Genomic DNA, 12759 nt, shown 5'->3' on the forward strand with positions numbered 1-12759 from the left:
ATGACGTTGCGCTCGATGCGTAGGGTGGCGCCATGCCCCAGCGACACATCGTCTTCCGCCCGGCAACGCGGCCCGGCGACGTGGCACAGCAGCTCGCGGCGCGCTTCCAGGCGATCCGCCGAGAGTTCGAGGTGCGGGAGGTGTTCCCACCGGACGTGGTCGCCGAGGCCCGCGGCTCCGCGCAGACCGCCGAGCTGCCCGACCGCGACGAGACGGCGGTCCCTTTCATCACCGTCGACCCACCCACCGCGATGGACCTCGACCAGGCCATGTGCATCGAGCGCCGGGGCGACGGCTACCGCGTGCGCTACGCCATCGCCGACGTGCCGGCCTTCGTCCGTGCTGGGGGGGCGGTCGACGCGGAGGCGCGCCGTCGCGGCCAGACCGTGTACTGCCCCGACGCGCGCGTCCAGCTTCACCCGAGCGAGCTGAGCGAGGGAGCCGCCAGCCTGCTGCCCGGGCAGGTGCGCCCCGCCTTCGTCTGGGACATGACGCTCGCCGCAGACGGTGAAGGCACGGCCGTCGAGGTCTACCGCGGCATGGTCCGCAGCGTCCGCCGATACGACTACGAGCAGGTTCAGAAGGACGTCGATGCCGGTACCGCCGAGGAGTGCCTCGTCCTGCTCAAGGAGGTGGGTGAGAAGCGGGTGCTGCTCGAGCGGATGCGAGGGGGTGCGACGCTGCCCATGCCCGAGCAGGAGGTCGAGGAGGACGAGAACGGCCACTTCCGCATCTCGTTCCGGCCCCTGCTCGCGTCGGAGGACTGGAACGCGCAGATCTCCCTGCTCACCGGGATGGGCGCCGCAGACCTCATGCTCAAGGGCAAGGTCGGCATCCTGCGCACCATGCCGCCACCCGACCCTCGCGACCTCGAGCGCTTCCGTCGACGGGCTGCGGCCGCCGGCGTGGACTGGCCGGACGACCTGTCCTACGGCGAGCTGCTGCGCGCCCTCGACCACACCAATCCCCGGCATCTCGCCCTCATCCACGAGGCGACGACGCTGTTCCGCGGCGCCGGCTACACGCCGTTCGACGGGGCCCTTCCCGCGCAGCCGAAGCACTCGGCCGTGGCCAACCCCTACGCCCACGTGACCGCGCCCTTGAGACGCCTCGTCGACCGGTTCGGGCTCGTCGTGTGCGAGGCGCTCTCGGCCGGTCGTGAGGTGCCCGCCTGGGTGCGAGAGGCGCTCCCGACCCTGCCCGAGACGATGACCGCCTCCGACCGCCGCACCAACGGGGTGGAGCGGTCCTGCACCGACGCCGTCGAGGCCGCCGAGCTGCATCCCTACCTTGGCCGCACGCTCGAAGGCGTCGTCGTCGACGAGAACCAGAAGGGCGTGGTGGTCCAGCTCCTCGAGCTGGCAGTCGTCGCGAAGGCGAGCGGCTCGGCGAAGGCGGGGGAGACGGTGACCCTTCGCGTCGACGCGGCCGACGTCACGACAGGGACGATCTCACTGTCGCTCGCCTGAGCCGCCCGCCTCCGTCGTCGCTGATGTCCCGCCGGCCGGTGTGGTGACGCTGTCGGCGCCCGGCGTGGCCTCCGGCGCAGTGGTCGCCTCGGCGCCTGGCGTGTCGGTCGTCGGGTCCGTACCGGTGGCCGGTGTGGTCGCGCCCGGCGCAGGGGTGCCGGCCGTCGTGGGCGTCGGGGCGGTGGACGTCTCGGTGGACGTGACGGGCGGTTCGGCGTCCGAGGCGGTCGAGCCGCTCTCGCGGGTCCCGCCGGTGCCGGCACGGGCGTCGTCGACGACCTGGCCCGGGGCGCGACCACCGAGGTCGGTGCCCGTCACCTGGGCGCCCGTCGCGAGCTGGAGGCCCGCGAGGAACGCCGCCGCGATCAGGAACACTGCAGCAGTCGTGGCGAGCACCCGCCGGGTCGTCGCTCGGTCGGGCCGCTTCCACCATCCCTGGTCGACGACCGCGACCCCACCGCTGCGCGAGCGCACGAGCACGACGGCGTCCTTGGCTCGCGCCATCGAGTTGGTGTAGAGACTCGCCGCGATGGCCGACACGATGCTCAGCACCGCGGCCCCGGCGATCGTGCCGACGACGCCGAGCCGCGACCCGAGCGCGGCCGCGGTGGCAGCAGCCATCGAGCCTCCGAGCAGCTGGGTGAGGGAGAGATCGAGCAGCTTCGCTCTGGGACGTGCGTCCCGGTCGGGCTCGGACTCGGCCGGCGGGCCGGTGCCGGCGTCCATCGGGGTGAGGGGTCTGGTGTCGGGCAGGTCGTCAGTGCTCTGTCGGGTCATGTTCCTGAGGTCGGTCGCGATCGTCATCTCCCTTGCACGACGAACGAGCCGCTCGGTTCGTTGACACTCCGGGTCCGACGTGACGAGGGTCACGAGGCGGGCGTCGGGGACGGCAGGCGTCGACGCCGCCCGGCCGGGCGAAACTCGTGACGAATCGGGCCCGATCGTTCTACGGTGTGCAGAGCGCAGGATCGTCGAGAGGAACCTTCGTGGACGTCTCGGTCTCGATCGGGGAGGGCAGGACAGTTGCCCGGTTGCAGGGCGAGATCGACACGTACACCGTGCCCGACGTCCGGCGCGCGTTCGACGGGCTCGAGCTGGCCCGCGGGGCTCAGGTCGTCGTCGACCTGCGGGACGTCACGTTCCTCGACTCGTCCGGGCTCGGCGCCATCATCGGGCTCTACCACCGCGTGCAGGCGGCAGACGCCCACCTGCAGCTCGTCAGCTCGGGCGTGACCCTGCGGCTCATCAGGTTGATGAACCTCGACCAGGTCATCGATGTCGTCACGGACGACGAGGAGACCGCGGGCGGGCCCTCGGTCCGTCGCACATAGGTCACGCCGCCTGGCTCAGGTCGCCGTCCGCGCCAGGGTGAGGTGCAGCCGCACGCGCGTACGCGTGGGGTGGGCGTCGATGGTCAGGCGGTCGCTCAGGCGCTGGGCGATCCACAGGCCGCGACCGCTCGTCGCGTGGTCCTCGGCGCGGAGCACCTCCGGCACCGTGCCGGTGCCGTCGGCGTCCTCGACCGTGAACACGAGCGCGTCGGCGGTCTCGTCGATGTGCAGGACGCCGTGGCCACCGCCGTGGACGATGCTGTTCACCGCGAGCTCGTGCACCGCGAGGATGGCATCGGCGGCCCGCTCCGGGATGCGGTCGGCGGCGATGGTGCGGACCACGTCGCGCACGGCGCGCAGGTCGTCCGGGCCGAACTCGACTCGGCCCAGCTCGCTCTCGCCGTCGATCGTGGACGTGCCCACCTTTGCCATGGTGCCACTTCTGACCCATCTGTGGGACGTGCGGCGTGTCCGACTGTCAGGATGGGCCCATGGACGCGACCGAGCGGGACGATGGCACGCGCATGCCGTCGCAGTCCACGCCGCGGCTCGCGGCCCTGGCACGTATCGCCGGACACCTCGCTTGGGCGACCACGATGGACGACCTGACGGAGGTCATCACCGAGCGGGCCTCGGAGGTGATGGGGGCATCGCGCGCGGTGCTGGCGGTGCGCGACGGCACGCAGCGCCTGCGCACCATCGCGACCCACGGACTGAGCGCCAGCCAGGTACAGCAATGGGCGACCTTCGACCTCGACCTGGCGACACCACTGACCGACGCTGTCCGTTCCGGCAGGACCCTGGTCCTGACGAGCCGCGCGGAGATGCTCGAGCGCTACCCGGAGCTCGAGGACGACGGCGCCGAGCGCTCGTCCGTCACGCTGCCGCTCATCTCGCCCGTCACCGGCGACGCGGTCGGCGCGGTGGGTTTCCGGTTCGACGGGCGCGTCGGGCCACCCGACGCGGAGGAGCTCTCGGTCCTCCGGGTGCTGAGCGACATGTGTGCCCAGACGATGCTGCGCCTGCGCGCCGAGGAGCAGAGCGCCGCACGGGCGGCCCAGCTGGAGTTCCTCGCGGATGCCTCCCAGGCACTCGCGGCGTCGCTCGACTACCGCCAGACGCTGCGCCAGGTCGCGTCGCTCGCCGTGCCCACGCATGCCGACTGGTGTTCCGTGCAGATGGTGGACGACGGAGTGCTGCGCACCCTCGCCGTCGCGCACGTCGACCCCAAGAAGGTGCAGCTCGCCAAGGACCTCGAGACCCGGTGGCCACCGGATCCGGACCGTCCCGGCGGTGCGGCCCAGGTCGCCCGCACCGGTCAGAGCCTGCTCATCGAGGTCGTCACCGACGAGATGCTCGTCGCGGCCGCGCGCGACGAGGAACACCTGCGTGTCGCGCGCGAGCTCGGCCTGCAGAGCGCGATGTCGGTGCCGCTCCTCGCGAACGACCGCGTCCTCGGCGTGCTGACCTTCGTCGCCGCCGAGTCGGGCCGGCGCTACAGCACTGACGACGTCGCCTTCGCCGAGGACCTCGCGCGACGGGCCGGGCTTGCCATCGACAACGCCGACCTCTACTCGCAGACCCGGCGGGTCGCCTCGGTGCTCCAGGCGACGCTGCTCCCGCAGGACATGCCGGAGGCGCCCGGCTGGCGGTTGGCCACCGTCTACCGCCAGGCCGGTCGCACGGAGGTCGGTGGCGACTACTACGACGTCACCGTTCTCGACGACGACCGCGTCGTCGCCGTGGTCGGCGACGTCATGGGACGGGGTGTCGATGCAGCCGTCGCCGGCTCGCGCATGCGATCGGCCGCCCGGGTGCTGGCGACGCAGGACCCGGAGCCCGGTGCACTCGCCCGCTCCATGGACCGGTTCATGGCGGCCGATCCGCCCACCCAGATGGCCTCCGCCGCCTACGTCCTCTTCGACTCGGCCCGTGACCTGCTGTCGATGACCGTAGCCGGCCACCCACCGCCCCTGCTGCTCCAGAACGGGCACAGCCGCTACGTCACCGAGCACGGCTCGCCCGTGCACGGCCTCGGCCTCGTGGAGCGTCCCACTGCCCGTATGCCGTTCTGCGAGGGTGATCTCCTGCTGCTCTACACCGACGGGCTGGTCGAGCGGCGGGGGGAGAGCATCGACATCGGCCTCAAGCGGCTGCAGGTTGCCGCCGAGGACCTTCTGACGAACGTCGATCCCGACGCCGACCTCGATGAGGTGCTCGGCGAGCTCCTCGAGGCCGTGACCGACCCCGACCGCCACGACGACGTCGCCGTCGTCGCGTTCCTGCGCGGCGAGTGGCCGGAGCGCCCGGCCGGCGGGTCGGGCTGAGCCCTCGCGCGTTGGAGCACACGGCATACGCCCTATGCTGGTGTGCGGATGAGTCGGCCAGACGGTCGCGTCAGGGCCTCGGCCCTGCCGAGGAACGTCCGGGCTCCACAGGGCAGGGTGGTGGCCAACAGCCACCCGGGGTGACCCGCGGGACAGTGCCACAGAGAACAGACCGCCGGCCGCTTCGGCAGCCGGTAAGGGTGAAACGGTGGTGTAAGAGACCACCAGCGCTCCAGGTGACTGGGGCGGCTCGGTAAACCCCACCCGGAGCAAGTCCAGACAGCGCACGTTCGAGACCGGCCCGGTCGAGTGCGCGGGTAGGACGCTCGAGCCGGCCAGCAATGGTCGGCCTAGATGGATGGCCGTCGCCGCGTCCCCGGCAACGAGGACGCGGAACAGAACCCGGCGTATCGGCCGACTCATCCACTCTCAGCCCTTGGACCTGCGGTGATGTGATTCGTCACCCCCGTTGGTCCGCAAATAGTCCGCAAAATTTCGGAGGACTCCGTCGACGGCGGCCCTGGTTCGCTCGTCGTTGTCGGGCCAGAGGCGGCTGTAGGCGTCGAGAGTCTCGCCAGCGCTGGCGTGGCCCAGGCGGGCCTGAACAGTCTTGACCGACTCGCCGTGGCGGATGAGCAGGGAGGCGTAGTAGTGACGCAGCTCGTGGCACCGGATAGCGGGGACGCCGGCCCCTTTCAGGGCCCGGTTCCACTCCGTCCAGAAGGTGGATCGGCGGAGCGGGGCGCCGAGGTTGTTCGTGAAGACGAGAGTGGTCGAGGGGTACACCCGCAGGTGCCCGCGTGTGCAACGACGCTCGGGAGCGGCATGAGGCGGACGCTCGCCTGCGACTTGGGCGGCCCGTAGAAGGGTTCGCGGCCGTTGACGTTGATGAGCTGTCGGTTGACGAGGACGGTTCGGCGATCCAGGTCGTGGCGGTCGACGGTGAGGCCGAAGATCTCGCCCTGCCGCAGGCCGGTGCCGGCGGCCAGGATGACGAGTGCCTCATGTCGGCGGGGCATTTTCTGGACGATGGCGCCAAGCTGGCCTTCGGTGATCGGGTGCACCCTGGGCTTGGTGACCTTGGGCAGCTTCGTGCCCGTGCACGCGTTCGAGACGATACGCCGGTCGGTGACCTACGCGACCAGCTCCCGCGCCGCGCAAGGCACTGAACTACGGCGACCGCCGAGTGTTCGTCGAGCGAGACTCGCTTGCCGATGGTCGCCACAGTGCGCCGCTGCTGGGTTGGCTCCTCACTGGCGCCATGCCGATTCCATTGTCGCGAAGTGGATCACGAGGACCTCGCGGTCGCCGTCAGCGTTGACCCGGGGCGACACATCGTCACCTGGAAGTGCAAATCGCCAGGCTCTGTGGGCGTTCTGACATGGGGCAAGTGACTGGCGGGAGAGTCAGGATCTCAGCTAGAGCCACCGTGAAGGGTGGAGCGCCTGCCTAGGAGTGAATACATGGACCGATACGACCTCTCCCTCATCGGATTCGGCGGCGTCAACCGCGCGCTTGCCGAGCTCATCGTTCAGCGCGGCGACGACCTAGCTGTTGAGCTCGGGTTCACTTTGCGTGTCGTGGCGATCACGGACCTGCGAGCCGGTTCCTTGGTCGACATCGACGGCATCGACCTCGTACCGCTCCTCTCGACCGAGCCCGGTGCGTTGAGCTTCGCGGGCCTTGCCGGCGGAAGTGCCGATCCGCGCAATGAGTGGGTGATCCGCCACGTGCCAGCGGACATCGTGGTCGAGGCGACGTACACGAACCCCACGGACGGTGAGCCCGCCCTGTCCCATGTGCGCTGGGCCCTCGAGTCGGGCAAGCACGTCTGCACCACCAACAAGGGGCCGGTCGCGCTCGCCGGCCGGGCACTCAAGGCACTGGCCGTCGACCACGGCGTCAGCTTCGAGTTCGAGGGCTCCGTGCTCAGCGGCACCCCTGTCCTGCGCACCGCTCAGCGCCTGCTCGGCGGACTGACGATCACCGGCGTTCAGGGCATCATGAACGGCACGTCGAACTACATCCTCGGCCGGCTCGAAGACGGCGTCGATCTGCCGAGGGCCATCGCGGAGGCTCAGGCACTGGGATACGCCGAATCCGATCCCACCGCCGACATCGAGGGCCACGACGTCCAGCTCAAGGTCATCATCCTGGCCAACGAGGTGCTGGGCGCCAGGCTGCGCCGCGAGGACGTCCCCTGCGAGGGCATCTCCGCGATCACTCCGCAGGAGGTCAGGGACGCCGCGTCGAAGGGACTGCACTGGAAGCTGGTCGGCTCCGCCACCCGGCAGGAGGACGGCAGCGTTGAGGCCCGTGTCGCCCCCGTCGCGGTGCCGGCACACCACCCGCTCGCCGGGATCTCCGGACCGTTGAACGCGGTGTCCTTGCACACCGACCTGCTTGGCACGATCACGGTGTCCGGGCCCGGCGCCGGCCGCATCGAGACCGCGTATGCGCTCCTCTCGGACATCATCGCCATCCACCAGCGCGGCGCCGCAGACACCACCACCCCCGCACGCTTCGTTCGCCAGGAGCCCAACTGTGTCTGACACCATCATGCGCCCGGCCGTTGAACTCGGCACCGACACGGCGCCCGTGCGCAACCCCTTCACGGGCGAGATCATCGCCTCGGTGCCTGTTGTCGACGTCACCGCAATCGGGAGCATCCTGCAGCAGGCCAGATGCGGTCGCCGCGCGGCGGCTTCGCTCTCCCGCGCTGCCAGGGCGTCCATCTTGGAACGCGCTTCCCACCTGGTCGAGCGGGGCGCCGAGTCCTTCGCGCGGCTGATCGTCAGCGAGGCCGGCAAGACCATCACCCAGGCCCGAAAAGAAGTCTCCCGCGCGGTCAACACCCTCTCCCTATCCGCGGCGGAGGTCCGGAGAAACGCCGGCGAGGTCATCCCGTTCGACTCGTATGCCGGCTCCGAGCAGCGGCAGGGATGGTTCACTCGCGAACCGCTGGGCATCATCGCCGCCATCACCCCGTTCAACGACCCCCTGAACCTCGTCGCCCACAAGTTGGGACCGGCGATCGCAGGCGGCAACGCGGTCATCCTCAAACCGTCCGCGTTGACGCCGCTGTCCGCCATGCGCTTGGTCGACGCGCTCGTCGAGGCCGGCCTGCCCGAGGAGGTCGTGACCGTCGTCAACGGCGATGCCGAGATCGCTGCCGCCATCGTGGCCGCCCCGGACGTGCGGATGGTGTCCTTCACCGGCGGCTTCGCCACCGGCGAGGCGATCTCTCGCAGCGCCGGGCTGAAGAAGCTGGCCATGGACCTCGGAGGCAACGCCCCGGTCATCGTCATGGAGGACGCCGATCTCGACGAGGCAGTCAGCTCCTGTGTCTCCGGTGCGTTCTGGGCCGCGGGTCAGAACTGCATCGGCACGCAGCGGATCCTCATCGCCCGCGAGGTCTACGCGCGGTTCCGCGACGGCTTCGTCAATCGCACCAAACTGCTGCACGTCGGCGACCCGCTGGACGACATCACCGACGTCGGCCCCATGATCACCCCGGAGGCCGCGCTGGCTACGCAGGCGAAGGTCGACGCTGCGGTCGGTCAGGGCGCCACACTGCTGTGCGGCAACGACCTCGACCGCTCGGTGTACACGCCCGCCGTCCTGGAAGGCGTCCCGGCCACGAGTTCGATCTGGCAGGAGGAGGCGTTCGCCCCCGTTGTCGTGCTGCAGCCAGTCGAGTCCTTCGAGGACGCCATCGAGCAGGCCAACGCCATCGACTACAGCCTCCACGCTGGCATATTCACCTCGAGTCTGGACCGCGCGTTGACCGCGGCACGATTGCTGGAAGCAGGTGGCGTGATGATCAATGACTCGTCCGACTACCGGTTCGACGCCATGCCGTTCGGCGGGTTCAAGTACGGCAGCATGGGGCGAGAGGGCGTGCGCTTCGCCTTCGAGGAGATGACGCAGCCGAAGGTCCTGTGCATCAACCGGCTCGGCAGCGCCTCATGACTGTGTTCAGACCGTCCAGACGTCAGGCCATACGTCACCTGTCGCCTTCGGTGAACGTCCCCAAAGCCCGCAGGCCGTCTGTGCCGGATTGACACAGCCATGTTTGCTGGTGCTCACTTCGGCGGCAGGACGAGCGAGCGTTCGGGAATCTGGTTGAGCACCAGGAAGGTGCGCACGCCGGCGATGCCGGGAATGCGCGGTCGCAGGTCATCGGTGATGAAGCGCTGCAGGTGTTCGACGTCCCGCAGCCGCACGAGCAGCAGGAGGTCGAACTCTCCGGCGATGTCTGCTGCGTACTCGACCTCGGGCATCTCCTCGATCAGCGGCGCGATGGATGACCACTGCTTCCAGACGTCCGTGGTGGACCGGAGCAGGATCACCGCGGTGACCGTGTGCCCGACGCGCTTCGGGTCGACGGTGACCGTGAGCGAGTTGATGACTCCCTCGTCCCGCAGCCGGGCGAGGCGAGCATAGACCGTCGCCCGTGAGGCGCCGGCGGCTTTGCTCAACGCGCCGATCGGTGCGCGCGCGTCTTCCCTGAGCGCATGCAGCAATGCCAGGTCTATGCCGTCGATCGCATCCGCCGATCCATTGCTCTTTCGCTGCACCACGTCCACCTCGTATCGAGTCGTGCACTCCTGCCGCGACCACGTAGCAGCCGTCAACGGAGGCTAAACGGCAGTTGGACGATCAGACCCATTCGGTCGCAATGTCTGTTCAAACAGATCACAGAGCACCGCTGTTGCACATGATTGCTTGGAATTGGTGCTGTGTTCTGGACGAAATTTTGGCTGGGCCCCTAGCGTCGTCGCGTTGGACATCGCAGATGACTAGGAGACCAGCAACAGATGACTGAGATTCACACCAGGGGCCGTTCCGCCGCGGAGCGGCTCCGTGCTATGGGCCTGAGCCTGCCCGAAGTGCGCGAGAGCTCGAAGTACGTGAACCACCGGACGCTCGACGCCAGCATCTACATCGCGGGCCAACTGCCTTACCAGGACGGTTGGCTGTTGGGGCAGGGAACCGTCGGCATGGATGTCGAGATGGAGGCAGCTCGAGGGCTCGCGCGCCACGCCGCCCTCAACGCGCTCGCTGTTGCCGCAGATGCGGTGGGCGGCCTGGACCGGGTTCGCATCGTGCAGATGTTGGTCTTCGTGGCAAGTACGCCCGAGTTCGGTCAGCAGGCAGATGTCGCCGACGCAGCCAGTGAGCTGCTCGTCGAGGTGCTGGGCGAGAACGGGCGGCACGCTCGCACTGCCATCGGTGTCGCCAGCTTGCCGCTGAACAGCCCGGTCGAGATCCAGATGGTGTGCACCGCGGGTTAGGGCTACCCACCAGCGGCGCCCGACTGCTTTCGTGGGCCAGGAAGTCGTCCGCGCCGCTCAACCACACCACTTCCAAGTTCAAGGAGTGAACGTGCACCAGCTTCAACGAGCACTCAACGGCCTGGTCGACCGGGTGGACACCCCGGCACCGATCGTGGTCCGGGATGTCATGCAGCGAAACATAGATCGGATGCAAGCCTTCGCCGTCGAGCACGGCCTCGGCCTGCGACCTCACGTCAAAACGCACAAGTGTGTCGAGATAGGTCGGCTGCAGGTCGAGGCGGGGGCGGTAGGCGTCACCGCCGGCAACGTCGGTGAGGCGGAAGTCTTCGCCGCGGCAGGGTTCGACGACATCTTCCTCGCCTACCCGGTCTGGCCATCGGGAACCAAGGGCAAGCGAATCCGACGGCTCGCCAAGACCGCCCGACTCCGGGTGGGTGTCGACAACATCGCGGCGATCGACGCGCTCGCCGACGCGATGGGAGACGAACCCGACCGACTCCAGGTGGTGGTGGAGGTCGACTGCGGCGCCCGCCGGTCGGGTGCGCCGCCCGAGGCAGCCGGTGGCCTCGCCACCGCAGCCCGCAAGCGCGGACTGGTTCCGGCCGGGGTCTACACCTACCCGGGGCATGGCTGCTTCGGTCCGGACTCCCGCGAGCCGGCGGCCCAAGACCAGGAAGGCGCCCTGACCACCGCAGTGCGCAGCCTCGCCGACGTCGGAGTGACCGCCGAGGTGGTCAGCGCGGGTTCCACGCCCACGGTGGCGTTTGCGACCGGCAGCGTGATCACGGAGATCCGTCCCGGCGAGTACGTCTTCTGCGACCTGGACAACACCCGGATCGGCGCGTGCGACGAGGACCAGATCGCGCTGTTCGTCGCCGCCACCGTGGTTAGCGACTGGGTCCCCGACCAAGTGATCCTCGACGTCGGCACCAAGGCCCTGGGCCGCGAGGGCAGCCCGGAGAAGGGCTACGGCGGCATCGCCGGACACAACGCGGTCTTGGCGAAGCTCAACGAGTACCACGGGTTCCTCGCCCTCCCCGGCGGCGAATCGCGCCCCCGCGTCGGCAGCGTGATACCTGTGGCGCCCAACCACGTGTGCCCGGTCGTGAACAGCTTCGAGGAGCTGATCGTCACCGACCGCTCCGGCACGTCGGTGGAGCGCTGGCCGGTCGCCGCCCGTGGACTCCTCAGCTGAACTGTCCGCACCACACGCACAGCACCATTCCCATTCCAACGAGGAGAAGCTGACATGAGACTCGAGAAGATGACCGTGCTGGTCACCGGCGCCAGCAGCGGCATCGGCGAGGCGGTGAGCTCCCACTTCCGTCGTGAAGGCGCGCGGCTGCTGCTGACCGGTCGCCGCGAGCAGATGCACAGTGCCCAGCCCGATGACGTGTACGTCCCAGGGGACCTCAACGACGAGGCGTTCGTCGCTGGTCTCGCGGCGCAGGCCACGGAGTCCTTCGGTTCGGTCGACGTGGTCGTCCTGAACCATGGCCTGCAGGCCAGCAGCCCGCTGACCGAGATGGCCCACGAGGACGCGCGTAACGTGCTCGAGAGCAACCTGCTCAGCGCGTTCCTGGTGATGAAGCACTTCGCACCGCTGATGCCTGCGGCCGGGGGATCATTCGTGTGCGTGAGCTCGCGGCTCGGGATGGTAGGCATGGCTGGGCAAGTGCTGTACTCCGCGGCCAAGGGTGGCCTGATCATGCTCGCCAAGGGCGCGGCGATCGAGTGGGCGCCACGCAACATCCGGGTCAACGTCGTCGCGCCCGGCCTGACCTCCACGCCGGTCATCGAAGCAGCGATTCAGCGCCGGCCTGACCCTGAGGCGTACCGCCGCGAGCGCGCGTCCCAGATGCCACTCCAGCGACTCGCCACCCCTGAGGAGGTGGCCGACGCCATCCTCTTCCTCGCATCCTCGGAGTCGTCGTACATCACCGGAGCGGTCCTGCCCGTCGACGGCGGGTACACCGCCTTCTAGGCATCCCGCCCAGTGTGGCGACCCGCACTGGGTGCAATTGGTACGGTCGGCTGTCCTCGGTTGCGCTTTTGCGGCTGGGCAACGAGTCCCAGCGCAACCGCATGACGAGGCGTTGTCGCCAGCTCCGCCGGTTATGAGGACGATCATGCTCGTCAGGTTCTTGTGGGAGCGGGAGCTGCCGGAGCCGATCCAGTCGATAACCAATAAGGTCCAGACATTCCACAAGGCCAGCAACTGGCTGATGTTCGGATGGTCCTGGCGCGCCGCCGGATGCCGCTTCATCTCCGACGGCGAAGCGGTGACCGTCCTGCACGCAGGGCGGTCACCCCATCATCCTTATGGGTACTC

13 protein-coding genes and 1 other RNA gene are annotated in these 12759 nt (G+C 69.1%); 10 read left to right on the forward strand and 4 right to left on the reverse strand.

Annotated features, from left to right (window positions below; translation table 11 throughout):
* The first annotated feature begins 32 nt into the window (after nucleotides 1-32).
* The gene (locus tag ACFQU3_RS02285) at nucleotides 33-1469 is read left to right on the forward strand and encodes an RNB domain-containing ribonuclease (RefSeq protein ID WP_385905869.1); all 1437 of its coding nucleotides are present in this window, start codon (nucleotides 33-35) and stop codon (nucleotides 1467-1469) included.
* Here ACFQU3_RS02285 and ACFQU3_RS02290 read toward each other — a convergent pair.
* Entirely contained in the window at nucleotides 1452-2246 is a 795-nt protein-coding gene (locus tag ACFQU3_RS02290; protein ID WP_385905871.1) for a hypothetical protein, read from the reverse strand. The genes ACFQU3_RS02285 and ACFQU3_RS02290 overlap by 18 nt on opposite strands.
* 209 nt (nucleotides 2247-2455) lie before the next feature.
* Here ACFQU3_RS02290 and ACFQU3_RS02295 point away from each other — a divergent pair, with 209 nt between their 5' ends.
* Nucleotides 2456-2800, forward strand: a complete 345-nt coding sequence (locus ACFQU3_RS02295; RefSeq protein WP_385905874.1) for an STAS domain-containing protein — start codon at nucleotides 2456-2458, stop codon at nucleotides 2798-2800.
* 15 nt (nucleotides 2801-2815) lie between these two features.
* Here ACFQU3_RS02295 and ACFQU3_RS02300 read toward each other — a convergent pair whose 3' ends face one another.
* On the reverse strand, nucleotides 2816-3232 hold the full coding sequence (locus tag ACFQU3_RS02300) for an ATP-binding protein (RefSeq protein WP_385905877.1): 417 nt from the start codon (nucleotides 3230-3232) through the stop codon (nucleotides 2816-2818).
* A gap of 59 nt (nucleotides 3233-3291) precedes the next feature.
* Between ACFQU3_RS02300 and ACFQU3_RS02305 the strand changes: the two genes are divergently transcribed.
* A complete protein-coding gene (locus ACFQU3_RS02305; protein ID WP_385905880.1) occupies nucleotides 3292-5127 on the forward strand; it encodes a GAF domain-containing SpoIIE family protein phosphatase in 1836 nt (611 codons plus the stop codon).
* Between the two features lie 49 nt (nucleotides 5128-5176).
* Nucleotides 5177-5553, forward strand: an RNA gene (gene rnpB / locus ACFQU3_RS02310) — RNase P RNA component class A.
* Between the two features lie 3 nt (nucleotides 5554-5556).
* Here rnpB and ACFQU3_RS02315 read toward each other — a convergent pair.
* Nucleotides 5557-5913, reverse strand: coding sequence for a tyrosine-type recombinase/integrase (locus tag ACFQU3_RS02315; RefSeq protein ID WP_385905883.1), 357 nt, complete (start codon nucleotides 5911-5913; stop codon nucleotides 5557-5559).
* 14 nt (nucleotides 5914-5927) lie between these two features.
* Between ACFQU3_RS02315 and ACFQU3_RS02320 the strand changes: the two genes are divergently transcribed.
* The 3 genes from ACFQU3_RS02320 to ACFQU3_RS02330 all read left to right on the forward strand — a co-directional run bounded on the left by ACFQU3_RS02320 (nucleotide 5928) and on the right by ACFQU3_RS02330 (nucleotide 9099).
* On the forward strand, nucleotides 5928-6296 hold the full coding sequence (locus tag ACFQU3_RS02320) for a hypothetical protein (RefSeq protein WP_385905886.1): 369 nt from the start codon (nucleotides 5928-5930) through the stop codon (nucleotides 6294-6296).
* A 294-nt stretch (nucleotides 6297-6590) separates the two neighbouring features.
* Complete coding sequence (locus ACFQU3_RS02325) at nucleotides 6591-7679, forward strand: homoserine dehydrogenase (protein WP_385905888.1); 1089 nt, start codon at nucleotides 6591-6593, stop codon at nucleotides 7677-7679.
* Nucleotides 7680-7686: 7 nt separating this feature from the next.
* Nucleotides 7687-9099, forward strand: a complete 1413-nt coding sequence (locus tag ACFQU3_RS02330) for an aldehyde dehydrogenase family protein (protein WP_385906593.1) — start codon at nucleotides 7687-7689, stop codon at nucleotides 9097-9099.
* Between the two features lie 113 nt (nucleotides 9100-9212).
* On the opposite strand, the gene ACFQU3_RS02335 is transcribed toward ACFQU3_RS02330, so the two are convergent.
* Nucleotides 9213-9710 carry an Lrp/AsnC family transcriptional regulator gene (locus ACFQU3_RS02335; RefSeq protein ID WP_385905891.1) on the reverse strand — a complete coding sequence of 166 codons (498 nt, stop codon included), beginning with the start codon at nucleotides 9708-9710 and terminating at the stop codon, nucleotides 9213-9215.
* A gap of 237 nt (nucleotides 9711-9947) precedes the next feature.
* Here ACFQU3_RS02335 and ACFQU3_RS02340 point away from each other — a divergent pair, with 237 nt between their 5' ends.
* The 3 genes from ACFQU3_RS02340 to ACFQU3_RS02350 all read left to right on the forward strand — a co-directional run bounded on the left by ACFQU3_RS02340 (nucleotide 9948) and on the right by ACFQU3_RS02350 (nucleotide 12411).
* Nucleotides 9948-10424 (forward strand): RidA family protein, encoded by a 477-nt coding sequence (locus ACFQU3_RS02340; RefSeq protein ID WP_385905894.1) that lies wholly within the window; start codon nucleotides 9948-9950, stop codon nucleotides 10422-10424.
* An 85-nt stretch (nucleotides 10425-10509) separates the two neighbouring features.
* Nucleotides 10510-11622, forward strand: a complete 1113-nt coding sequence (locus ACFQU3_RS02345; RefSeq protein ID WP_385905897.1) for an alanine racemase — start codon at nucleotides 10510-10512, stop codon at nucleotides 11620-11622.
* A gap of 54 nt (nucleotides 11623-11676) precedes the next feature.
* Nucleotides 11677-12411 (forward strand): SDR family NAD(P)-dependent oxidoreductase, encoded by a 735-nt coding sequence (locus ACFQU3_RS02350; protein ID WP_385905900.1) that lies wholly within the window; start codon nucleotides 11677-11679, stop codon nucleotides 12409-12411.
* The last annotated feature ends 348 nt before the right edge of the window (nucleotides 12412-12759 follow it).

Origin of the sequence: Terrabacter sp. GCM10028922 (assembly GCF_042666095.1) — a bacterium.
Lineage (GTDB): Bacteria > Actinomycetota > Actinomycetes > Actinomycetales > Dermatophilaceae > Terrabacter.